Genomic DNA, 23,263 nt, shown 5'->3' on the forward strand with positions numbered 1-23,263 from the left:
CGAGCAAAAAGCCACCGGTCCCCGAGGGTTTAAGTCCGAAGCCGGGACGAACCGTCCCCGTGTCCCGTTCACCCGACTTCACGCCGACGCTCGCCGCCGTCCTCCTCGTCGCCACCGTCGTCTCCGGAGCAATCCCAACCGTCGCCGCGAGCGCGGCCGGACCGACCTCGACGCTCGCGGCCGGTACAACTGCGAATGCGACCGGTTCGACCGCGGACGCCGCCAGTACGACGACGAAGGTCGCCAATTCGACGGTAGACGCCAGCAACACGACCACGACGACTCCCGATTCGACTACGGCGACCTCCGATTCGACCACGACCCCCGATTCGGTCACGACGAGAGTCGTTAATTCGACGGCGAACGCCACCCAACCGCCCGAAATCGTCGGCCTCGTACCGAACCCGACGGCCGACGGCGACGCCGGGGAGTTGGTCGTCTTGAGAGCGGCCGACCGGACGAACCTCTCAGCGTGGGCGCTCGCCGACGGCGAAGCCACCGTCCGGCTCCCGAACGCCACCGTCTCGGGACGGGTCGCCGTCTCGACGGACCCCGCCGCCGCGCGCAACCTGACGGACGCTCGGCTCCTCGGACTCGACGGCGGACTCTCGCTGGCGAACGGCGGGGAGACCGTCCGACTGGTCCGTGGGAACGAGACCGTAGCGAGCGTCACGTACCGCGACGCGCCCGAGGGCGAACGCTGGCACCGCACCGACGCGGGTCGCTGGCAGTGGACGCCGCTGGGCGCGACCGACTTCGGCGTCCTCCGGACCGGCGCGACCGAGGCCCGCGCGTTCGTCCTGCCCGACGCGCCCGCCGTTCCGGTCGAGACCCTGCGGGCGGCCGACCGGCGGATTCTGCTGGCGGGCTACAGTTTCTCCTCGCCGAGAGTCGCCGACTTGCTGGCCGACGCCGCGCGCCGAGGAGTCGAGGTCCGCGTGCTGGTGGACGGCGCGCCCGTCGGTGGATTGACGAGGCGCTCGGCCAAGATGCTCGACTCGCTGGTCGCCCGCGGCGTCGAGGTCCGGGTCCTCGGCGGACCGCGGTCGCGCTACGACTTCCACCACGCGAAGTACGCCGTCGCCGACGACCGGGCGCTGGTGATGACCGAGAACTGGAAGCCAGCGGGCACCGGCGGCCACGCGAGTCGCGGGTGGGGCGCGGTCGTGCGGAGCGAGGAGGCCGCCGACCGACTCGCGGCCCTCTTCGCGGCCGACGCCGATTGGCGGGGTACCCAATCGTGGTCTCCGTTCCGCCGAGGCGAGAGTTTCACCTCGGCCGAGGGACCGCCCGCGAACGACACATACGCGGGCGAGTTCACCCCGGAAAATGTAAACGCTTCTCAAAGCAACGTTTTGATTGCTCCGGACAACGCGGAGGATGCTTTGCTCGACCTGCTCGACTCGGCGGACGAGTCGATTCGCGTCCAGCAGGTCGCCATCGGCGGGCCGAGACACTCACTCCTGCAAGCCTCGCTCCGGGCCGCGAGCAGGGGCGTCGAAGTCCGAATCCTGCTGAGTAGCGCGTGGTACGTCGAGGAGGACAACCGCGCGCTGGTCGAGTGGCTGAACGACCGCGCGACGGCCGAGAACCTGTCGCTGGAAGTCCGCCTCGCCGACCCCCGCGGGCGCTACGAGAAGATTCACGCCAAGGGCGTGGTCGTGGACGGCGAGGCCGCGGTGGTCGGCAGTCTCAACTGGAACAACCACTCCGCGCGGGAGAACCGCGAGGTCGCAGTCGTGTTGCGCGGCGAGGAGGCGGGCGATTACTACGCCGAGACCTTCGACGCCGATTGGGAAGCGAGCGCGGGCGGGTCAGGAAACGGCGGGCCGAATCGCGTGCCGGTCGGCCTGCTCGCGGCCGTGGCTGTCGGGGCGCTCGTCGCAATCGGGGTCGCAAAACGGGAGGTCGTCTTCGAAAAGAGTCGGTGAGACGAGTCGGTCAGTCGTCCTGCTCGTGGCCGACCGTCGTACTCTGTAGCTCCTCGTCGATTTCGGCGTCGGCCATCTTCTCGACCAGCGCGTCGAGGACCTCCTCGCGCATGCCGGGGACGAACTTGATGGAGCCGACGACGAGGTGTCCGCCGCCCGAAACTCCGCCGCCGACGATTTCGTCGTTGAGTTCCGTCACCATCTCGGGGATGTCCAGCCGCACGCCGTCGCTCCGCAGGACCGCGAAGTCCGGCCCGTAGCCGATGGTGATGACCGGTTCGCCGGTCTCCTGCACTTTGCGGTCGTGGATTTCGCCCGTCGTCTTGCCCGGCGCGGGGTAGGTGAACCGGTGGGCGTGGTTCTCCACGTCGATGCGGTAGAGGTGGGCGTCGCTGTCCAGTCGCTCGTGTTCGACGTGGGGCATGGCGGCGTCGAGTTGGTCTTCGACCTCCGACTCGGCGGTCTCCGAGAGGAACGAGACGAGTTCGCGGTGGCGCTCGTCGCCGTCCGAATTGCCCACATTCAGCACGTCGTTGATGAGGTTGCGCCCGGCGTCGTACTTCAGCCAGTGGGCCTCGTAGTCCAGCGCCTCGCCCACGTCGCGGAGGAACGCTTCTTCGTAGCCCTCCGACTCGGCGAGTTCCACGTAGTCGGTCATCGCGTCGGCCTTCGAGCGGTCACAGAGGCCCGCGACCGCGGGGACGTGGCGAAGCTCCTCGGTGATGGGCGGCCAGATCATGCGGGCCAACTCGACGCACATCATCCCGGTCGTGATGCGGTAGTCCTCGTCGTAGAGGTACGGGTTGACGTGGGCGTCCACGTAGGGCTCGACCGCCTCGGGGTCGGGGTGGTGGTGGTCCACGACGACGATGGGGATGTCGTAGTGCGCGAGGTTCTTGTACGCGGGCACGTCCTCGGCGGTACTCCCGTTGTCGAGCATCAGCAGGAGCGGGAGCTTCTGGCCGTGTCGAGCTTGGTCTTCCAGCGCGAAGTTCAAGTCGCGGGTCACGTCCTCCATCTCGTAGAACGGTGCCTTGCTCGGCAGGCGCTTGAAGAGATGGCGCTTGGCCTCGGGGTCCTGATGCGTTTCTTGGATGAACTGCTCCAAGGCGTACTGAACCGGAATCGAGGCGCACATTCCGTCGCCGTCGGCGTGGTGGCGCACCCGAATCGGGCGACTTTCGAGGACGGTCCGGCGGAGTTGGCGGGCGACCTCCTCCAAGTCGGGGAACATCTGGGTCAGCGCGGGCCACTCCACGAGCGGTTCGGTCTCGTGCGGTTCGGCCCGTTCTTCGAGGGCGGCCGAGAGGCGTTCGCGCACGTCGTCGGCGTCGCCATCGGTCAGCACGTCCAGCGAATCGACCTCGACTTGCAGGGCGTTGTCGCGCTCGTCTACCTGTCCGGTCACGCGAACTACGTCGTCGATTTCGACCTCGGGGTAGGCGCGGACACCGGCCTCCTCGAACGCCGCGCACGGGACGACGCCCGTCTCGTCGCTGACGTGGAAGATGGTCGGGCCGCCGGTCTGTTTTATCTGGACGATTTCGCCTTCGAGGTGGACGGTCTCGCCGACCGCGCCAGAGAGTTCGCCAGCGTCCGAGATGTCGTAGTCGTGGCCGACTTCGACGGTCTCGTAGTCGTCCAACTCGGTCGGCTCGAAGCTCAGGTCGCCGTTCTCCCGAACCTCGGTCAGTTTCACCACGAGGTCGTCGCCGACCGCGTAGCTACCCTCGTAGTTCGACTCGTGGGCGAGTCCGGAGACCGAGTCCGAGAGGTCCACGAACACGCCGTAATCGACCACGCCGTTGACGGTGGCGTGGTAGTAGTTGCCCTCTGAAACGTCTTCGAGGGTACAGTCCGGGTCGAGGTCGTAGACGACGACCTCGCCCGAGTCAGCGGAAGCAGTCATTCTTGTCCGTGGTTTCGGTTCGGCCGATTTTAAGGGTTTGCAACTGGGTTCGTGAGCCCCGATACCCGGTCGTTCGCGGTCGCCGCGCTCGGGTCACGTCCCGGCGCGTGCGGGCGTCTTGGCGGACGCCTACGACGCGCCTCACGGTTCGCAACCTTTAGAACGCGCCCGCCCGGAGATTTGACCATGCGGTTGTTCCGGTCGAGCGAGATTCTCGGCATCGCCGAGGAGGCCCTCCAGTTCGCCCTCGCGGCCTCCGAGGACGCTCACCCTCACGAGTACATGGGCTTTCTCCGCGGGGAGGACGCCCGGTCGCTCGGACTCGAACGCGACGGGACGGTCATCACCGACGTGCTGGTCATCCCCGGCACCGAGTCCAACAGCGTGAGCGCCACGGTCAAGACCAGCCAGATTCCCAACGACTTCAACTCGGTCGGGTCGGTCCACTCCCACCCGAACGGCGTCCTGAAGCCGAGCAAGGAGGATTTGGCCACCTTCGGCAAGGGGAAAGTCCACATCATCATCGGCTACCCCTACGACCGCGGGGACTGGCAGGCGTTCGACCGGAGCGGCGACCCGACGGAGTTGGACGTGCTGGACGTGTCCCTGCCCGAGGGCGAGTCGTTCTTCGACTTCACGCAGGCCGACATCGACGCCGAACTGGGCTACGACTTCGACGAGGACGCGGAGCCGTGACAGACGAGGACTCAGCATGACAGACGAGGAGTTAGCATGACCGCCGAGGAGACAGCATGACAGGCGAGGACGCACCGACCGACGAGCCAGCGACTCACGTCGTCGCGCAGGGGACGTTCGACGTACTTCACCCCGGACACGTCCACTACCTCCGAGACGCGAAGGCGTTCGGCGACCGACTCACCGTCATCGTCGCTCGCCGGGAGAACGTCACGCACAAAGAGCCGCCGATTCTGCCGAATCGCCAGCGCCGGGACATGGTCGAGGCGCTGGACCCCGTGGACGACGCCCGCGTGGGCCACCCCGAGGACATCTTCGCGCCCATCGAGGAGCTAAATCCGGACGTTATCGCCTTGGGTCACGACCAGCACCACGAGGAAGCGGCCATCGAGGACGAACTCGCCCGGCGGGGCATCGACTGTGCGGTCCGGCGCGCGAGTCCTCGGGAGCCGGAGTACGACGAGGAACTCCTCTCGACTGGCCGGATTATCGACCGGATTTTAGAAGAGCGCGGGTAGTCGAGAGCGTTTCGGCGACGGTTGGGCGACGACTGTTCTACGCGTCTACAGCGAGTCCCACGCCTTCAGCGCCGTGGGCACCGAACTCACGTCGGCGATCCAGCGCGCGGCGATGGCCTTCTTCAGGAACTTCGCGGGGTAGGAGTTGAACGTCCGGACCGGAATCGCGTCCACGTCGTGGGCGACGGCCTTGTCGCCGATGGAGAGGACCGTCCCCTTGTCCTCGTGGGTCCACGTCTTGAGCGGTTGGTCGTTGATGGCGCGGGCGATGTTCTCGCCGACGACCTCGGCGGCCTGCCACGCGGCCTGCGCGGTCGGCGGTGCCGGGTTCTCGCCTTGGTCGATGATGGCCGAGTCGCCGACCGCGAAGACGTTCTCGTCGCTGGTCTGGAAGTCCGACTCGCAGGTGACGCGGTTGTGTTCGTTGTCGAGGTCACAGCCGTCGAGGGCGTCCTGTCCGGTGATGCCGCCGGTCCAGACGAACACGTCGTAGTCGAGGGGGTCGCCCTCGTCGAAGTGGATGGCCTCCTCGTCGGCCTCGGTGATGGGGTCGTCGGTCAGAATCTCTACGTCGGCCTCTTCGAGATGTCGGCGGACCGTGCCCTGAAGCTCCGAGTCCTGTCCGGGCATGATCTCTTCGAGGGCTTCCACGAGGTAGATGTCGATTGGCGCGCGGTGTTCGTCGCGGTACTCCGCGATTTCGCCCGCGCTCTGGATGCCCGAGAGACCCGCGCCGCCGATGACGACCTTCGCGGGGTCGTTGCGCGAGGCCTTCGAGGCGGCCTCCTCGACCTGCCGGTGAATCTCGTGGGCGTCGTCCAGACCCTTGAGGGTGAGGGCGTTCTCCTCCATGCCGGGGATGCCGTAGTAGGCGGTCTGGCTCCCGAGCGCGACGAGCAGGTAGTCGTACTCGACGGCGTCGTCGCCGTCCAACTCGACGGTCTGGTCGTCGGTATCGACGCTCTCGACGCGGGCTTGGATGAACTCCGTACCCGGACTCGCAATCTCGCCGACCGGAATCTTGATGTCGTCTTCGACGCTCGGGTCGCGGATGACGCGGTGGGACTCGTGGAGGACGAGGTGGTAGTTGTTCTCCGAAATCCACGTCAGTTCCGCGTCCGCGTGTTCCAACTCGGCTTCGAGACTCTGAACTGCGCCTGCCCCGGCGTAACCCGCGCCGAGTACGACGACCTTCTCAGTCATACTCGAACCTCGTGAGTCCTTGGATACAAAGGCTTTGAAACCCGTGAACGAGTGTGAGAGAGTATCTACCACAGGAAGTGAAAGGGAGCTATCTGGTCTGCGGCGAGAGCGTCGAAAGAGAGAGCGAAGTTAGTGGTCGGGTTCTTCGGCGGGCGCTTCCATCGACCCTATCTTGAGAATCACGATGTTGCTGGTGTCGTCTTTCCCGTCCACCGTCCCCGTGACGACGAGTTTCGAGAGCGGCGTCGGGCCGACGCGAACGCTGTCGCCCTCGTGAAACCGCCCCACCGACCCGCGGACGTGAATCTCGGCCCGACAGAGTTCAGGGTGATGGACGCTGGCGAGGTCGATCTCCTCGACGTTCACGTCGTCGAGCGGTTCGCCGCCGAGCGCGATGGGGACCTCGGCCTCTTGGTCCATGTCTTGGACACCGAGCGCGTCGAACGCGTTCGCGGTCGGCTTGTACCCACCCTTCGGACCGGGGACGCCTTCGACGAGTTGGAGGGCCTTGAGACTCTGCATCTGATTGCGGATAGTACCGGGGTTTCGGTCGACTTCGTCGGCGATGTCTTCGCCCTTGACCGCGTCTTCGGTCTCGCGGTGGAGGTCCACGAGCGCGCGGAGGATCTTCTTTTGACTCGCCGTCAGTTCGATTGTAGACATTGGCGGGAGTTTGGCGATAGATTGGCTTAAATGCGACGAACCGAACAACCCACTGCGCGAAATCGCGGGGTTCGGACCGCCGACACGTCGGCTTCGTTCGGCGAGGAGCGACAGCGATTTGACGGTGGCGGAGGTGCAACCGGATATGCAAGGGAAACGAGTCCTCGTCACCGGCGGCGCGGGCTTCATCGGGTCGAACTTGGCGAACCATCTCGCCGACGACAACGACGTTCTCGCGGTGGACGACTGCTATCTCGGCACGCCCGAGAATCTGGACGAGGAGGTCGAGTTCCACGACGTGAGCGTGCTGGACGACGACTTGCCGACCGAGGAGGTAGACGTACTCTTTCACCTCGCGGCGCTGTCGTCGTACCCCATGCACGAGGAGGACCCGACGAAGGGCGCGCGCGTCAACGTCGAGGGGTTCGTCAACACGGTCGAGCAGGTCCGAGAGGACGGCTGTGACACCGTGGTCTACGCCTCGACTTCGTCCATCTACGGCGACCGGACCGAACCCTCGCCCGAGGAGATGGACGTGACCGCCCGGACCGGCTACGAGGCCTCGAAGCTCGCGCGGGAACGCTACGGCGAGTACTTCGCGTACCACTACGACATGAACATGGCCGGGATGCGGTTTTTCAGCGTCTACGAGGGTTTCGGCGGTGCGGAGGAACACAAAGACGAGTACGCCAACCTCATCGCGCAGTTCGCCGACGACCTCGCGAACGGCGAGGCTCCTGTCATCTACGGCGACGGCACCCAGACGCGGGACTTCACTCACGTCTCGGACATCGCTCGCGGCCTCGAACTCGCCGCGGACCACGAACTCACCGGCATCTACAACCTCGGGACCGGCGAGTCCTACAGTCTGAACACGCTGGTCGAGCGACTCAACGACGCGTTGGGCACCGACATCGAACCGGAGTACGTCGAGAACCCGATTCCCGAGAAAGTGTACGTCCACGACACGATGGCGGACTCCTCGAAAATGAAGGAAGCGACCGGGTGGGAACCGGAGATTAGCTTCGGCGAGGGTCTGAAGCGCGTCTGTTCGTACTACGAGGAGTAACTCCGGTTCGACGTTCTCGATCGTTTATTCGAAAAGAGAGGATTTGTTGACGAGATAGCTCAAAAAGAAAAAGAGAGCGAAGATAGCGACGTACCTCGTGAGCGTAGTCATAATCCGAGAGAATCCGAACAGTTCTATCCAAACGAGACTCAGTACCCACGACACGAGGAAGCCGAGTATCACCGAGGCGACGGCGACGAACCCCTGCAGTCGCTTCGAGTCGTAATCAGTCGCCGCAGTCCACGCGGTGCGGAGCGGTTTGATCGAGGCGGCCATATTATATCGTTATAGACGAGTGAGGAAAATAGTTTGGCTCATCGACAGCTCGTTTTCTTCGACCGTGTCAGAACGCCCTAAAGTAGTTCGATTGAACTCTAGGCACTAGTGACGCAGTCGACGACACAATCGCGCGAACTCACGAGTGCAGTACAACCTGTCCAGATGTCAGCAATACTGATACAGCCCGTGCCGATGGCGCACGCAATGGTTGCTGCTGGCCCTCCGAGTGACGTACCGAGACACAGCGAGCAGACGCCCAGTTGGTTGAGGCAGAGGACTACGTTAGCGAACACTACACCACAGTCACACGAGGCGGTTCGGACTCCGTCTCCTCCGTTCGCGTCGATGACCTCGTGACTGACGACCTCTAGTCCCGGCGTAGATGAAGCGGCCGTGACGCCTCGTTCGACTCGGAATATCTCGACCGTTTCGCTGGAGGCGTTAGCCTCAATTACTCGGAAGCCATCCATTTCGGACGTTGTGGACACGGTGATCTCCGTGGCATCTTTTCCGATGGCCGCGGCGACTCTTTCGGTTTCCGCGTCGGTAGCGCCGCGGACGAAGACGGCTCCATCTTCTGCTCCGTAGAGTTTAGCATCCGTACCGCGCGGCCAATCCACGTCGAAATTCGGTCTGTAATTCTTGAAATCGAAGACGACTTCGAACTCGCTATCCGCGAACTCAACGACGTTTAGTGTCCCAAAGTTAGCTGGAATCTCCGTGTGGGTAACGAATGTCGGGTCTTCTTCGGGTCCGGCCGCGACAGTCTTTGCACGCTGGTCTTGTAGTTGAAGATCAGGTAGTGCGTCTTGGATTGATCGTACTTTTTCTGTCGAAAGGAGTGAATCGATGTCAGTAGTAACTTCCGAAGCCGACGCCGACCCTGACATTCCGAGAGCGAGAACTCCGCTTACGCCCACTTTTTTGAGTACACTTCTTCTCTTGACTTGGTCTTCGTTGACCATATTTTCTCTATCATTTGCTTTTATTAAAGTTTTCCCAATATATTTATTTGTATTTTTAATACGGTATTTTCACGTAGTATCCGAGTCGAAGCATGGAACAATTACGTAACTGATCTCCTATTTAAATACAAGAATATTTGTTATTCTGTCGGAACAGTCCAAACCGAGCCGATACCATAACAGATGAAAATCACGTCTTCTTTATCACACCCCCTCGAACTCGCTCGTATGAACGAACAGGTGCGAATCATCGGCGTCCCGATGGACCTCGGCGCGGACCGACGCGGCGTGGACATGGGGTCGTCTACCATCCGATACGCCGGACTCGCCGACGAACTCGACGCGCTCGGTCTCGACGTGACCGACGTGGGCGACCTGCCGGTCCCCCGCGCCGAGGAGCGCGACCCCGAGGCCGAGGCTCCCAGCGAGGGGAACGCCAAGTTCCTCCGCGAGACCGCCGACGTGTGTACGCGCCTCGCCGACGAGGTGGCCGACGCCATCGACGCCGGGCAGTTCCCGCTCGTCCTCGGCGGCGACCACTCCATCGCCATCGGGACCGCGAGGGGCGCGGCCCGCGACGCCGACCTCGGCGTGGTCTGGTTCGACGCCCACGGCGACTTCAACACGCCCAAAACGTCACCGTCGGGTAACGTCCACGGGATGCCGCTGGCGGCACTCCTCGGTATCGGCGACTTCGCCGACACCGAGTGGGCCAACGCCCCGACCATCAGCGAGGAGAACGTCGCGCTGGTCGGTCTCCGGCGACTGGACGACGACGAGCGCCGGGCCATCCGCGAGAGCGACGTGACCGCCTACACCATGTCGGACATCGACGAGCGCGGCGTCACGCCGGTCGTCGAGGACGCGCTGGACGTAGCGACCGACGGCACCGACGGCATCCACGTCAGCCTCGACATGGACTGGCTCGACCCGAAGGAAGCGCCCGGCGTCGGGACGCCGGTCCGGGGCGGCGTGAGCTACCGGGAGGCCCACTCCGCGCTGGAGACGGTCGCCGAGCGCGACGAGACGGAAGGTATCCTCCGGTCGCTGGAGGTCGTGGAAGTCAACGCCATCTTGGACGAACACAACGAGACCGCCGAGTTGGCGACCGAACTGGCCGCGAGCGGTCTCGGGAAGCGGATTCTGTAGTACGGTCGTTCGCTTGCGGCTGGTCCGTTGCTTGCGGTCAGTCCGTCGCTTGCGGCCGGTCCGTCGCTCGCGGTACGACCGACATCCCGACCCCTACGAACCGACACGGTGAAGGCTCCGGCGCGAGCGTGACCGGACGAATGGCCGACTACGACGCAATCGTCTTCGACAACGACGGCGTGCTGGTCGAACCGCCGAGCGACGCGACCCTGCGTGCGGCCGCCGAGGAGGCCTTCCGCGCGGTGGGCGTCGAGTCGCCCGACGACCAGCACATCGCCGACGTGGAACGGGGCGTCACGCCCGAGCGCCTGCGAGCGGTCTGCGAGACCTACGGCGTGGACCCAGACGAGTTCTGGACCGCCCGCGACCGCCGCGCCGTCGCGGGGCAACGCGACGAGTTCCGCGACGGGCGGCGAGCGCGCTACGACGACGTGGCCGCCGTCGAGGAGTTACCCCACGACTTCGGCCTCGTCAGTTCCAACCAACACGAGACCATCGAGTTCATCCTCGACCACTGCGAGTTCGCCGACTGGTTCGGGACCCACTACGGCCGGAAAATCGGCATCGAGAGCATCGACGTGAAGAAGCCGAACCCCCACTTCCTCGACCGCGCGATGGCCGACCTCGGTGCCGAGACCGGCCTCTACGTCGGCGACAGCGAGAGCGACGTGGTGGCGGCCCACCGCGCCGGTCTCGATTCCGTCTTCGTCCGCCGCGACCACTGCGCAAACGTCGAGTTGTCGGTCGAACCGGACTACGAAGTCGAAGACCTGTGGGGCGTCGCGGAAATCGCAGGTAACTAAAGACGGTCGGGCGGTTATTCGTCGGTCTCGCCAGTCTCGTCGGTCTCGGCCGCGTCGTCGCCGTTCGCGTCCGGAATCACGTCCACGGTGGCCACGCCGTCGTCGCCTTCGAGTTCCATCACTTTCACGCCCATCGTGTTCCGGCCGACCTCGGAGATGTCGGCCGCTCGGATGCGCATTATCTGGCCGCTCTCGCTCATGATGACGAGGTGGTCGGCCGGACCGACTGCCTTGACCGACGTGACCCGCCCGTTGCGGTCGCCGGTCTTGATGTCCACGAGTCCCTTGCCGTTACGCGATTGCTTGCGGTACTCGGTGAGCGGCGTCCGCTTGCCGTAGCCGTTCTCCGTGACCGTCAGCAGGTCCTGCTCGGTGTCGTCCTCGACCGCGACCATCCCCGCGACTTTATCTTGGCCTTCGAGGTCCACGCCGCGGACGCCGCGGGCGTTGCGGCCCATCTCGCGGGCCTCGTCCTCGTCGAACCGAATCGCCATCCCCTCGCGGGTGGCGACCAGCAGGTCGGTCGAACCGTTCGTCACCTTCACGTCCACGAGTTCGTCGCCGTCCTCCAACTTCGCGGCGATGATGCCCGTCGAGAGGATGTTGTCGAACTCGGAGGCCGCGGTCCGCTTGACGTAGCCGTCGCGCGTGACCATGCTCAGACACTCCTCGTCCTCGAAGTCGTCGGTGTTGACGACCGCGGTTATCTCCTCGCCGTCGTCCAAGTCCAGCAGATTGATGGCGGACTTACCCCGCGCGGTCCGGGACATCTCGGGAATCTCGTAGGTCTTCAGGCGGTAGACCTGCCCTTGATTGGTGAAACAGAGGAGGTAGTCGTGAGTGTTCGCTCGGAACACCTTCGACACCCGGTCGCCCTCCTTGATGTCGCCGCCGATGATGCCCTTGCCGCCGCGGTTCTGGGCGTCGAACTGCGAGACGGGCATCCGTTTCACGTAGTCCTGCTCGGTGACGACGACGACCACGTCCTCCTCGGCGATGAGGTCCTCGCGGGTCACCTCGTCGGTGTCCTCGATGAACGAGGTCCGGCGGTCGTCGTCGTACTCGTCCTTGATGGCGAGGAGTTCCTCCTCGATGACCGAGAGGAGTTCCTCCTCGTCGCCCAGAATCGTCTCCAGTCGCTCGATGCGGGCCTGCACCTCGTCGTACTCGTCCTCGATTTCGGCGGCCTCCATCGAGGTGAGACTGCCCAACTGCATCCGGACGATGTGGTCCACTTGGTCGCCGGAGAACTCGTAGGCCTCCCGGAGCGCGGCCTTCGCGTCGTCGCGGTCCTCGGCGTCTCGGATGATGTCCACCACGTCGTCGGCGTGTTCGAGCGCCGTGAGTCGGCCGTCGAGGATGTGAGCGCGGTCTTGCTTCTCGCCGAGTTCGTACTGACTGCGCCGCCGAACGACCTCCTTGCGGTGGTCGAGGTAGTGGCGCAGGGTCTCTTTCAGCGTGAGGACCTGCGGTTGGCCGTCCACCAGCGCGAGGTTGATGACGCCGAACGTCTTTTCGAGGAAGCGTTCGAGCAGTTGGTTCTTGACGACCTCCGCCATCGCGTTGCGCTTCAACTCCACGACGATGCGGATGCCGTCGCGGTCCGACTCGTCGCGCAGGTCACGGATGCCCTCGATAGCGCCGTCGTTGACCGCGTCGGCTATCTTCTCGACCATCCGGGCCTTGTTGGTCTGGTAGGGGAGTTCCGTGATGACGATGCGGTCGCTCCCGTTCTCGCGCTCCTCGACCTCGTACTCGGCGCGGACGCGGATGCGCCCCCGGCCGGTCTTGTACGCGGCGTGGACCGCGTTGTGCCCGACGATGTTCGCGCCGGTCGGGAAGTCCGGTCCCTTCACGTGGTCCATCAGGTCCTCGACGGTCGCGTCGGGATTGTCGATGAGTTCGATGGTCGCGTCGATTATCTCGCCGAGGTTGTGCGGCGGGATGTTCGTGGACATCCCGACCGCGATACCCGACGAGCCGTTGACCAGCAGGTTCGGGAACGCCGCGGGAAGCACGTCCGGTTCCTGCAGGCGGTCGTCGTAGTTGGCCGAGAAGTCCACCGTGTCCATGTCGATGTCGGACAGTAGCTCCTCGGCGATGGGGGCCATCCGGGCCTCGGTGTACCGCATCGCGGCGGGCGGGTCGCCGTCCACCGAGCCGAAGTTCCCTTGGCCGTCCACGAGAGGGTAGCGCATCGAGAAGTCTTGGGCCATCCGGACCATCGCGTCGTAGATGGGGCTGTCGCCGTGCGGGTGGTAGTTACCCATCGTCTCGCCCACGATGGACGAGGACTTCCGGTGGCTCGACCCGCTGGTGACGCCCTCCTCGTGCATCGCGTAGAGGATGCGCCGGTGGACGGGCTTGAGACCGTCGCGAACGTCGGGTAAGGCTCGACCCGCGATGACGGACATCGCGTAGTCGATGTAGCTCTGCTCCATCTCGTCTTCGATGCGAGCGGTGTCGATACGTGCAGCGTCCACGTCTGTCGGTTCGGGTACGTCTGAACTCATGTGTCGTTTTGGTGTCGGTGGTGTGTGCGACTGCCGACGGTCAGATGTCTACCCACTCGGCCTCGGTCGCGTGTTCCTTGATGAACTGCTTGCGCGGTTCGACCGCGTCGCCCATCAGGACCGAGAACATCTTGTCCGCGGCCGCGGCGTCCTCGACCGTGATGCGCTTGAGGATGCGGTTGTCGGGGTCCATCGTCGTCTCCCAGAGCTGGTCGGGGTTCATCTCGCCCAGTCCCTTGAATCGCTGGACCTGCGTGGGGTTGCCGTCGCACTCCTCTTCGATAATCCGCTCGCGTTCCTCCTCGGTCATGGCGTCGTAGGTCTCGCCGCGGTAGCGAACCCGGTAGAGGGGCGGCTGGGCGGCGTAGACGTAGCCCGCTTCGATGAGGGGCTTCATGTGGCGATACAGGAGCGTCAACAGGAGCGTCCGGATGTGCGCGCCGTCCACGTCGGCGTCGGTGTTGTGCGCACACAGCCCTCCGATTCCCGCCACGAAGTTCTCGTCGCTCTCGACCGAGAAGTCGTATACGTACTCGCTCGTCGGTTCTACCGTCTCGGTTTCGCGGACCTCGACTGCAATCAGGTCGTCGGAGATCTCCTCGAACGCGCGGTTCGCGTGCTTGTCGCGCTCGGATTCGACTTTCGCTCGAAGTCGGTCGGCGTCCCGGTGGGCGTCCCACACGTCCCGAAGTCGTTCGAGGTCGGTACGCGTCGAGACCGAAATCGTGTGTCGCTCGCGGACGTTCTCGATTTCGTCACCCGACTCGTTCAACTGATCGGGGTCAAGCGTCGAACGCGAGGAGACGACGCCCTGTGCGGATAGCAGGTACATCAGACCACTCGCGAGGTCCCGCGATGTCGTCGTCCAAGCGACCTTGTCGTCGCCGACCGTTCCGTCGCCGAGCAGGTAGCCCCGGAGGAACGCTTTCTGAAGATCCTCGGGGACGTTGAACGCGAGGTCCGGGACCGTCTTCTCGGCCGCCGTTTCCCCGTCGAAGCCGAAGACGCGTTCCCACGCGACTGCCGCAACTCGATTGATTAGCTTCACCTCGTCCACTCGGCTCTCGTACTCGCTGTGCTTGCCCCGGATACCGAAGACGTGTTCGAACGCGTCGCAGTACTTCGGTATCAGCGAGGCGTCTTTCTCACCCATTGCGAGTCGAACGCCGTTCCGTGGCGACGACGACCCGTCGGCGACGTACATTCCACACAGGTCCAGTAGCGTCTCGTCCACCTCGACGTACCGGTCGATACCCTCCTCGGCGTAGTGTTCCGGCGTCAGTTCGACCTCGGCTTCGTCGGGGATACGTTCCAAGTCCTGCTCGGTCAGTTCACTCACTCGCACGTAATCGCGGACCCGGTTCGACTGGGCACCTTCGTACTGCTCGTCCCAACGCTGGTCGAGGAGCGACCCGGCCTGCGTGACCGAACTCATGACCGACCCCGCTTCGACGCCGACCGCCTCGCAGTAGGCGCGGAAGTTCGACACCGTCGGTCGGTTCTCGCCACGTTCCCACTGCGAGACAGTAATCGGCTGGCTGACGCCCACCGTGTCACAGACCTCTTGTTGAGTCATCCCCCGCGCGTTTCGCTCCTGCCGGAGCGTGGCACGTACGTCTTCGGGGATTTCGACGCGGGACTCGGTCCACTTCGCGTCGTCCGCGTACTCGTCACGGACGCGGTGCTTGAACATCGCTTCGATACCGTCACCGCGTGCATAAATCTCCGAGTCGATGTCGTCGGCACGCTCTACGAACTCCGCGAGCAAATCGATTTTCTCGGGAGCGTCGTCGGTAGCGAGCGGGGCCGAGCGAGGAGCGACGATTCGGTCGCCAGCCGAAATCTCGTCGCCCTTCGCCAGTTCGACCTCGCCGTCCTCGTAGGTGAAGACGCTGTGAGATGCCGTCACCTTGAGTTCGCGGCCGTAGGCGGTGTCGATGCGGTAGAGCGGTTCGTCGATCTCGTGCCGGATAACTTGGTCGATAGGCCGGAACTTGGTTTCGTTGTCGTCCCGACCGAAGCACAACACCTCGTACTCCTCGTAGCCATCGCCGTCAGCCTCGATTACCCCGTCGATGAACTCGCCGATGCGGACGAACCGAGTCCGGCCCTCACCGTCTCGGACGAACCCGTGTTCGTCGCCATCGACGCTCATCAGTATGACCTTCTCGTATCGGGCGTCCTCGATGTCGAACTCCTCGCCGATGCCCGTGCCGATGGCGGTGATGAGCGACCGAATCTCGTCGTTCTCCAAGATACGGTCGAGGCGGTGTTTCTCGACGTTCAGAATCTTCCCCTTGATCGGGAGGATGGCCTGATTCTCGCGGTTGCGGCCCTGCTTGGCCGACCCGCCCGCGGAGTCGCCCTCGACCACGAACAGTTCGGAGTCGCTGGGGTCGCGCGACTGGCAGTCGGCCAGTTTACCGGGGAGCGCGGTCGAGGCCAGCGCGTTCTTCCGGCGGGTCAGCTCCTCGGCCTTCTGTGCGGCCTTCCGGGCCTTCGCGGCCTCGACTGCCTTCGAGACGATGGCCTCGGCTGTCGTCGGGTTCTCCTCGAAGTAGGTGTCCAGCCCCTCGTGAATCGCCGACTCCACGATGCCCCGGACCTCGCTGTTGCCGAGTTTCGTCTTGGTCTGGCCCTCGAACTGCGGGTCGGGGTGCTTGACCGAGATGACCGCGGTCAGTCCTTCGCGCACGTCTTCGCCCTTCAGATTTTCGTCCAAGTCGCCCAAGAGGTTGTTGTCCTTGGCGTAGTCGTTGACGAACCGCGTCAGGGCCGTCTTGAATCCGGTGAGGTGCGTGCCGCCCTCGCGGGTGTTGATATTGTTAGCGAAGGCGTGGATGGACCCCTGCAGTTCGTCGGTAGCCTGCATCGCCACCTCGACTTGGATGTTCTGGTCCTCGTCCTCGAAGTAGATGACCTCCTGATGGAGCGGGGTCTTGGTCTCGTTGAGGTACTCCACGAACTCCCGAATCCCGCCCTCGTACTCGAAGGTGTCCGAGTCGCCGTCCTCGCGCCGGTCGTCCAGCGCGATTTCGACCCCGGAGTTGAGGAAGGCGAGTTCCCGCAGGCGACTCTCCAGCGTCGAGTAGGTGAACTCGGTCGTCTCGAAGATGTCGCCGTCGGGCCAGAATCGAATCTCGGTGCCGGTCTCCTCGTCGGCGTCGAGGTCCCGGACGCGCTCCAGTTTCGTCGCGGGTTCGCCCTGCTCGAACTCCTGATGCCAGAGCGCGCCGTCGCGCTTGACCTCGACTTCGAGTCTGGCGGACAGCGCGTTGACCACCGAGACGCCGACGCCGTGGAGGCCGCCGGAGACCTGATAGGACTTGTTGTCGAACTTGCCGCCAGCGTGGAGGACGGTCAGAATGACCTCAACGGCGGGCTTGTCGTACTCGTCGTGGGTGTCCACGGGGATGCCCCGGCCGTCGTCCGCGATGCTGACCGAGCCGTCGTCGTGGACGTTTACCTCAATCGAGTCACAGTAACCGGCGAGCGCCTCGTCGATAGAATTGTCAACGACTTCGAACACGAGGTGGTGTAACCCTCGTGTGTCGGTAGAACCGATATACATCGCCGGGCGTTTCCGAACCGCCTGTAAGCCTTCGAGGACCTGAATCTGCCCGGCCCCGTATTCACTTTCCTGACTCATAAAACCTGATTCAGGGTAGCAGTTCCGCCCTGATAAATCCCTCGCACACGCGCGCGCGAGACTGGTGTCACTCGGTTGAAAAACGAGGAGGTCCCCGACGCTCACTCGCCGGTCACGTCCGCTTGGTCGAGTTGGCTGGCCTCCTCGACGGAGATGCCGCCGGTGAGTTCCCGGTAGGGGTAGGGCATCTCTATCTCCTCGGCGTCGAACCGCTCTTTGACGCCCTCGACGTGTTCCGAGAGGACCGACTTGAACTTCCCGCGGCCGGGGTCGTCTATCCAGATGCGGGATTCGAGTCCGACGTAGGAGTCGGCGAGTTCGGTCGTCCGGACCGTCGGTTCGGGGTCGTCCAGTACGTCGGGGAGCGACCGGGCGTCTTCGAGGATGATGTCTCGGGCCGCGTCGATGTCCTCGTCGTAGCCGATGCCGAAGACGAACTGGAGTCTGAGTCGGTCGTTGGCCATCGCGTTCGTCACCGCGTTGTTGGCCAGCGTCGAGTTGGGCACCGTGACGACCTCGTTGTTGAACGTCTCGACCTTCGTGACCCGGAGGTCAACCTCGCGGACGACGCCCGACGAGTCGTTCCACTCTATCCAGTCGCCGACCTCGAAGGGCTTGTCCTTGAGGATGAACACGCCCGCGACGAAGTTGGCGACCAAATCCTGCGCGGCGAACCCGAGCGCCAACGCGAGCGCGCCCCCCAACGTGGCGAACGCCGCCAGAAAACTCCCGAACCCCGCGACCGTGAACGCCACCGCGACGGCCACGAACAGGGCTATCGCACCCGCGGTCGTCGTCGCCAACTGCACGACCGCGGTGTCGAATCCGCGGGCCGACAGCGACCGCCGTACGACCCGAACCAGCACGTACCGCCCGAGGAGGTACACCACCACGAACGCGACGAGGAACGCGGCCACGTCCCAGAGGAGGTCGCCGAACTGGGCGATGAACTCCTCGGTCGTGGTCGGCCACTCGAACTGCTGTAACGGAACCATCTCGTACCAAGTCACCGACATGCGGTAAATGGATTCGGGCCGAAACGAGCGATTACGACGCGGACGGTCCGGTTCCCGTCGCTCGGGAATCCGTCACCGCCCGCGGTCACCGGCAGTCCGCGACGGGTCGCTACCGCCTCGCGACGGGTCGCCACCAACCCCGAGCGGGTCGTCACCGGTCGGCGACGGAACCCGGAGCGTCCGAGAGCGGCGGGCGTATCCCGAGCGTACCGCTCCCTTCGAATCCGTGGTCTATCTCCGTCTCTCCCGAACGAGTGCTTGAAACGTGCAACCGAGAGCAACGGATTTGGCCCCTTATCCCGTTCCCGCGGTTCTCTTTCGAAGCATGGTTCATGGACACGGAGAGCGGAAAATTTCTGACGAACAGCGCCGGGAGTTCCTCAAGGCACTGGGTGCCGGTGGAGCGGTCGCGGCCGGAGGAGCGACGCTCGGCGACGTGCGGGACGCGGTCGAGACCGGCGGGGGAACCGAACTCGCGTCCGTCGGCGAGGCGATTCGGAGCGACGTGGCGGGGTCGCTCGACGCCGACCTGCTGGCGGCGGGTCGGGCCGACCTCGCCGGGGCGGCGGCCGACCTGACCGCGGTTCCCGACCGGGGTCTCCCCGGCGCGAACGAGGGGCCGCGCGAGGAGTTCGCCGCAGTCGCCGCGGCGGCCCGACCGACGTACGACCACCTCGGCGAGGTCGGCTTCTTCGAGAGTACGACCGAGCGACTGCCGGAGTTCTCGCCCGAGTACATCGAAGACAGCGTGCGCCGGTTCGTCGTCAGCGACGGACTGGCTGGCACGCTCTCGGACCACAGCTTCTCCGAGCAGGAACTCGTGGACCTGTTGGCGACCGTCGTCGGCCACCGCGAGCGAATCGGCGAGCGCCACTGGGTCGCCACCGACCAACTGCCCCGCGAGCAGATGGAGATGGGCGAACACGTCCCCGCGATGACGAAGGCCGCCGCGGGCGGCGTCCTCCTCTGGTTGGAGGACTTGGACGACCACCTCTGGCGCAACGGCGTCATCCTGACCGACGAGATTCTGGCCGACGCGGCGTGGGACGCCCGCGCGATGGCGGCCGGGTTCGACCTGATGGCCGACGGTGCGCGCCGAATCGCCGAGGAGGACGGGACCGGCGACGACGAACTCGCTGGTCTGCTGTCGTCCGGATTCGCCCTACAGGCCATCGCCCAGAACCTCCTGCCGCGGGACGCCTACTGGGTGACCGAGGAGATGCGCGCCGAGCGAACGAACGACATCGAGGTTCCCAACTGACATGCCCGCCGATATCGACCCCACGACCGAGGAGATCGAACCGGAGGAACGACCCCACTACATCGACACCGGGCCGGAGGCCCGCGGCGAGGACCAACTCGTCCACTTCAACCGTCCGGGCTTCACCACCGAGTTCAGACTCGGCGGCGCGACCGCCGCGTGGCAGGGCCGCGCGCCCTCCCGAATCGAGGGGCAATCGAATCCGACGCTGAACTTGGAAGCCGGGAACACGTACCGAGTCGTCTGGGAGAACGTCGACGGCGCGCCCCACAACTTCGTGATTCAGGACGCCGACGGGAACCGCGTCGTCGGAACCGAGGTGTACTCCTCGCAGGGCGAGATGGTCACGCTGTCGTTTCAGGCCACCGAGGAGATGGACCGGTACATCTGCACCGTCCACCCCAACACGATGGTCGGCGACGTAGAAATCGCGGGCGAGGGTCCCAGCCCCGGCGGCCAGCAGACCGAGCAACTCCAAGAACCGCCGGGACCGGGCGCGACCCAAGAGCCGGTCCCCGAGATGAACGTGACGACCGGAATGTTAGAGGAGGACGACGAGCGCCGCGACTCGTGGCTCACCTACGACAAGGGACTGGGCCAGCGCGGCTACACGCCCGCCGACCAACTCGACGCCGACAACGTCGCCAGCCTCGAACAGAAGTACACCATCCCGACCGACAGCGCGGGCATCGAGACGAACCCCGTCGTCGTCCCGTCGGACCCGCCGGTGATGTACTACACGACCAGCAACCTCGCCGTCGTCGCGGCCAACGCCCGCACCGGCGAGAAGTACTGGCAGTTCAAGTACGCGCTCCCGGAGGACGCCGCGGGCCAGACCGGTCGCAACCGCGGCGTCGCCGTCTGGCAGGACAAGGTGTACTTCGCGACGACCGACTCGTATCTGGTCGCGCTCGACCGGTACACCGGCGAGAAGGAGTGGGAGACGCTGATGCTCACCGACGAGCAACAGCGCGAGATGGACCAGCCGAAACGGATGTCCATTAGCCAAGCGCCCATCGCCTACGACGGGCGGATTCTCGTCGGCATGAGCGGCGACTTCGGGGGCTGGTGTGTCGCCTCGTCGGTCGATGCGGAGTCGGGCGACGTTCGGTGGCAGGTCAACATGGCTCCGAAGGACGCGTGGATAGGGGATAGCTGGCGGTTCGCCAGCAACGCGCCGTGGATGAGTCCCTCCATCGACCCGGAGACGAACAACGTCTTCTACGCGGTGGGCAACCCCTGCCCGATGATGAACGGCATCGTCCGGCCGGGACCGAACAAGCACTCGAACTCCATCGTCGCCATCGACCTCGACTCCGGCGACGTGGAGTGGGCCAGCCAGCAGATTCCCCACGAGCTGTGGGACTACGACAGCCACGCCACTCCGACGGTTTTCGACCTCGAAGTGGACGGCGAGACCCACCGTGCCGTCTCGACCGACCAGAAGGCCGGGTGGACCTACGTCTACGACGCCGAGACCGGGCGGCTCCTCGAACGCACCGCGCCGTGGACCGAGCAGGACCACGAGTGGGCCGACCACTTCCTCGCGCTCCCGCCCCGCGGCGAGGAGAACGCCGGGACCTGCTGGCCGGGCACCATCGGCGCGACCGAGTGGCCGCCGTGCGCCTACGACCCCGACACCGGGCTACGCTACGTCGCGGCGGTGGACGCGGCCCAGCGCGTCTCCTACGACCCCGACTGGGAGTACGAGACGCAGGGCGACATCACGCTCGCGGAGGGCGGGTCGCGACTCGCCTCGGAGGACACCTCCCACTCCGCGTTCGTGCAGGCGGTGGACCCCGCGACCGGCGACCTCGCGTGGCGGACCGAACTCCCGGACGTGAACCCCGAGTGGTCCCACTGGCGCATCTGGCCCGGCGGGACGACCGCGACCGGGGGCGGCGTCCTGTTCGTCCCCTCGTCGGGCGGGCACGTCTACGCGCTCGACACCGAGACCGGCGAGCGCATCTGGAGCGCCGAGACCGACGCCGACCGCATCACCCCCTCGCCGGTGGTTTGGGACGACCCGACCGAGGGCACCCAGTACGTCGCGGTGGCGGCCGACGACGAGATAACGGTCTGGACCTCCGGCGGCTTCGAGGGCTGAGACCTCCGCGAAACCGAACGTCGAGTGCTTCTTTTTCGGGCGGCGGTTGCGAGCGCGGTTCCGACACGAGCGTCGAGTTGACGAAGCTCATTGTCACCGCCACGACCTCGGAATCCCGGCTCGAACCCGACGACCGTTCCGCGCCGGTCGGCGACGACCGTTCCACGCCGATCGCCGACGACTGTTCCGCGCCGGTCGGTTCCGTTGTGCCAGCGTAGTGGCCCGTTCCCGTCGCTACTCCGCCGGACCCGCCCCGCGGCCGAGACGGCCGCCCTCCGGAGGTAAGCCGACTGTAACCCCGTCGGTCCGGTCGTAATCCGCCTGTACTCCGGAACGGTGCCGACCGAGGCTCGGAACCGTCTCGGCCGTTTATCCCCGGCGTCGCTGTACGAAACTACGGGATGAACGACACGACGACACTGATAGCACTGCTGACGGCGCTGCTCCTCGTCGCGGGCGGCGTCGGACTCGGCGCGACCGGTTCGCCGACGGCCGGGACCGCCGATTCTGTCAGACAGGAAACGACGACGAATCAGACCACGATGGACGAGGCGACGACGATGGACGAGGAGACGACGATGCAGGAGACGACACGGACCGCCGCTGGCACGAACGAGACCACCACGGTTCCCGCGGAGGCCCGGAGCGGGGCCACCGACGACGAGACGACCGCCGCTACCGGTGGCGAGACGACCGCCGCCGACAACGAGACGACTACCGCCGGAAACGCGACGCAGACGACGGCGCAGGCTGGCGGGCAACCGGGAGCGACGAACGTGACCGCCCGGAACGTCACGATAGACCGGCTCGTCCTCCGGAACGTGACCCTCCTCGACGCCAGCGTCGGGGACCTGACCGTGGAGAGCGAGTCGGCCGAGAACGTCACGAACCAGACATACAGCGACGTGTCGGTCCAGCGCATCGAGGCCGCGGGCAACGTGACCGACCTGACGCTCACGAACGTCAGCATCAACGACGAGGAGTTGGCGACCGCGCTGGTCGGCGAGTCGGGCCGTCTGCGAATCGAGACGCGAACCGTCATGGGTGAGGCCGTCTTGCAGAACCAGACCGTCGAGGGACTCGAAGTCGGGAGCGCGACGGTCCGCGCGGGCGCGGCCGAGAACGTCTCGGTGAACGCCGACGCCGCGACCGCGAACCAGTCCGAGAGCGGAACCCAGACCGAGGGCCAGCCCGCAATCTCGGCCGAGAGCGCGGTCGTCGGGGGCGCGGACCTCGCGAGCCTGAACGTCTCGGGCGTCTCGACGGGCGAGACCGCCGGAGCGACCGAGACGACCGCTCAAGCGACTCAGACGACCGTGCAGGCGACGGAGACGACCACGCAATCGACTCAGACCACCGCGCAGGCCACTCAGACCACCGCGGAGGGCAACGAGACCACCACGGTTCCCGCGGAGGCCCGGAGCGGAGCCACCGACGACGAGACGACCACGACCGAGAGCGGCGGGGCCTGACGACTCGCGGTCGGCCGCCGTTCCGCCCGAACGATTATCACTCCGACACTCGTGTCTCGT

At 65.3% G+C, this 23,263-nt stretch carries 16 protein-coding genes and 2 pseudogenes; 9 read left to right on the forward strand and 9 right to left on the reverse strand.

Annotation, left to right across the window (positions count from 1 at the left end; all coding sequences use genetic code 11):
* The first annotated feature begins 59 nt into the window (after window positions 1-59).
* Window positions 60-1,931 carry a phospholipase D-like domain-containing protein gene (locus tag EPL00_RS06065; protein WP_238398133.1) on the forward strand — a complete coding sequence of 624 codons (1,872 nt, stop codon included), beginning with the start codon at window positions 60-62 and terminating at the stop codon, window positions 1,929-1,931.
* Window positions 1,932-1,941: 10 nt separating this feature from the next.
* Here the strand turns inward: EPL00_RS06065 and EPL00_RS06070 are convergent, their stop codons facing one another.
* Window positions 1,942-3,840 carry a DHH family phosphoesterase gene (locus EPL00_RS06070; protein ID WP_135851351.1) on the reverse strand — a complete coding sequence of 633 codons (1,899 nt, stop codon included), beginning with the start codon at window positions 3,838-3,840 and terminating at the stop codon, window positions 1,942-1,944.
* A gap of 186 nt (window positions 3,841-4,026) precedes the next feature.
* Between EPL00_RS06070 and EPL00_RS06075 the strand changes: the two genes are divergently transcribed.
* Window positions 4,027-4,536, forward strand: coding sequence for a Mov34/MPN/PAD-1 family protein (locus tag EPL00_RS06075; protein ID WP_135851350.1), 510 nt, complete (start codon window positions 4,027-4,029; stop codon window positions 4,534-4,536).
* Between the two features lie 56 nt (window positions 4,537-4,592).
* Window positions 4,593-5,054, forward strand: coding sequence for an FAD synthase family protein (locus EPL00_RS06080; protein ID WP_135851349.1), 462 nt, complete (start codon window positions 4,593-4,595; stop codon window positions 5,052-5,054).
* A 45-nt stretch (window positions 5,055-5,099) separates the two neighbouring features.
* Here EPL00_RS06080 and EPL00_RS06085 read toward each other — a convergent pair whose 3' ends face one another.
* On the reverse strand, window positions 5,100-6,257 hold the full coding sequence (locus tag EPL00_RS06085) for an NAD(P)/FAD-dependent oxidoreductase (RefSeq protein WP_135851348.1): 1,158 nt from the start codon (window positions 6,255-6,257) through the stop codon (window positions 5,100-5,102).
* A 129-nt stretch (window positions 6,258-6,386) separates the two neighbouring features.
* Window positions 6,387-6,920: an Rrf2 family transcriptional regulator gene (locus EPL00_RS06090; RefSeq protein WP_135851347.1), complete on the reverse strand. Its 534-nt coding sequence runs from the start codon at window positions 6,918-6,920 to the stop codon at window positions 6,387-6,389.
* Between the two features lie 145 nt (window positions 6,921-7,065).
* Here EPL00_RS06090 and EPL00_RS06095 point away from each other — a divergent pair, with 145 nt between their 5' ends.
* Window positions 7,066-7,989 carry an NAD-dependent epimerase/dehydratase family protein gene (locus tag EPL00_RS06095; RefSeq protein ID WP_135851346.1) on the forward strand — a complete coding sequence of 308 codons (924 nt, stop codon included), beginning with the start codon at window positions 7,066-7,068 and terminating at the stop codon, window positions 7,987-7,989.
* A gap of 24 nt (window positions 7,990-8,013) precedes the next feature.
* Here the strand turns inward: EPL00_RS06095 and EPL00_RS06100 are convergent, their stop codons facing one another.
* Together EPL00_RS06100 and EPL00_RS06105 are read right to left on the reverse strand one after the other, a co-directional pair.
* Complete coding sequence (locus EPL00_RS06100) at window positions 8,014-8,265, reverse strand: hypothetical protein (protein WP_135851345.1); 252 nt, start codon at window positions 8,263-8,265, stop codon at window positions 8,014-8,016.
* 98 nt (window positions 8,266-8,363) lie between these two features.
* Window positions 8,364-9,233, reverse strand: coding sequence for a hypothetical protein (locus tag EPL00_RS06105; protein WP_135851344.1), 870 nt, complete (start codon window positions 9,231-9,233; stop codon window positions 8,364-8,366).
* A 228-nt stretch (window positions 9,234-9,461) separates the two neighbouring features.
* Here EPL00_RS06105 and rocF point away from each other — a divergent pair, with 228 nt between their 5' ends.
* Complete coding sequence (gene rocF / locus EPL00_RS06110) at window positions 9,462-10,382, forward strand: arginase (RefSeq protein ID WP_135851343.1); 921 nt, start codon at window positions 9,462-9,464, stop codon at window positions 10,380-10,382.
* Between the two features lie 140 nt (window positions 10,383-10,522).
* The gene (locus tag EPL00_RS06115; protein ID WP_135851342.1) at window positions 10,523-11,185 is read left to right on the forward strand and encodes an HAD family hydrolase; all 663 of its coding nucleotides are present in this window, start codon (window positions 10,523-10,525) and stop codon (window positions 11,183-11,185) included.
* Between the two features lie 14 nt (window positions 11,186-11,199).
* Here EPL00_RS06115 and gyrA read toward each other — a convergent pair whose 3' ends face one another.
* The 4 genes and pseudogenes from gyrA to EPL00_RS06130 all read right to left on the reverse strand — a co-directional run bounded on the left by gyrA (window position 11,200) and on the right by EPL00_RS06130 (window position 18,342).
* Window positions 11,200-13,698, reverse strand: coding sequence for a DNA gyrase subunit A (gene gyrA / locus EPL00_RS06120; protein ID WP_135851341.1), 2,499 nt, complete (start codon window positions 13,696-13,698; stop codon window positions 11,200-11,202).
* A gap of 40 nt (window positions 13,699-13,738) precedes the next feature.
* Window positions 13,739-14,158 (reverse strand): annotated as a pseudogene (locus EPL00_RS24265) (DNA topoisomerase IV subunit B); the annotation flags it as partial.
* Window positions 14,159-14,164: 6 nt separating this feature from the next.
* Window positions 14,165-17,347: pseudogene (locus EPL00_RS24270) on the reverse strand (DNA gyrase subunit B); the annotation flags it as partial.
* Window positions 17,348-17,448: 101 nt separating this feature from the next.
* A complete protein-coding gene (locus tag EPL00_RS06130) occupies window positions 17,449-18,342 on the reverse strand; it encodes a mechanosensitive ion channel family protein (RefSeq protein ID WP_202932548.1) in 894 nt (297 codons plus the stop codon).
* Window positions 18,343-18,688: 346 nt separating this feature from the next.
* Here EPL00_RS06130 and EPL00_RS06135 point away from each other — a divergent pair, with 346 nt between their 5' ends.
* From EPL00_RS06135 to EPL00_RS06145, 3 genes are all read left to right on the forward strand, one after another.
* Window positions 18,689-19,624 carry a twin-arginine translocation signal domain-containing protein gene (locus EPL00_RS06135; protein WP_135851338.1) on the forward strand — a complete coding sequence of 312 codons (936 nt, stop codon included), beginning with the start codon at window positions 18,689-18,691 and terminating at the stop codon, window positions 19,622-19,624.
* Window position 19,625: 1 nt separating this feature from the next.
* Window positions 19,626-21,731, forward strand: a complete 2,106-nt coding sequence (locus EPL00_RS06140; protein WP_135851337.1) for an outer membrane protein assembly factor BamB family protein — start codon at window positions 19,626-19,628, stop codon at window positions 21,729-21,731.
* Between the two features lie 401 nt (window positions 21,732-22,132).
* The gene (locus EPL00_RS06145) at window positions 22,133-23,203 is read left to right on the forward strand and encodes a hypothetical protein (RefSeq protein ID WP_135851336.1); all 1,071 of its coding nucleotides are present in this window, start codon (window positions 22,133-22,135) and stop codon (window positions 23,201-23,203) included.
* Window positions 23,204-23,263 lie beyond the last annotated feature (60 nt).

Source organism: Halorussus salinus (genome assembly GCF_004765815.2).
Taxonomy (GTDB): domain Archaea; phylum Halobacteriota; class Halobacteria; order Halobacteriales; family Haladaptataceae; genus Halorussus; species Halorussus salinus.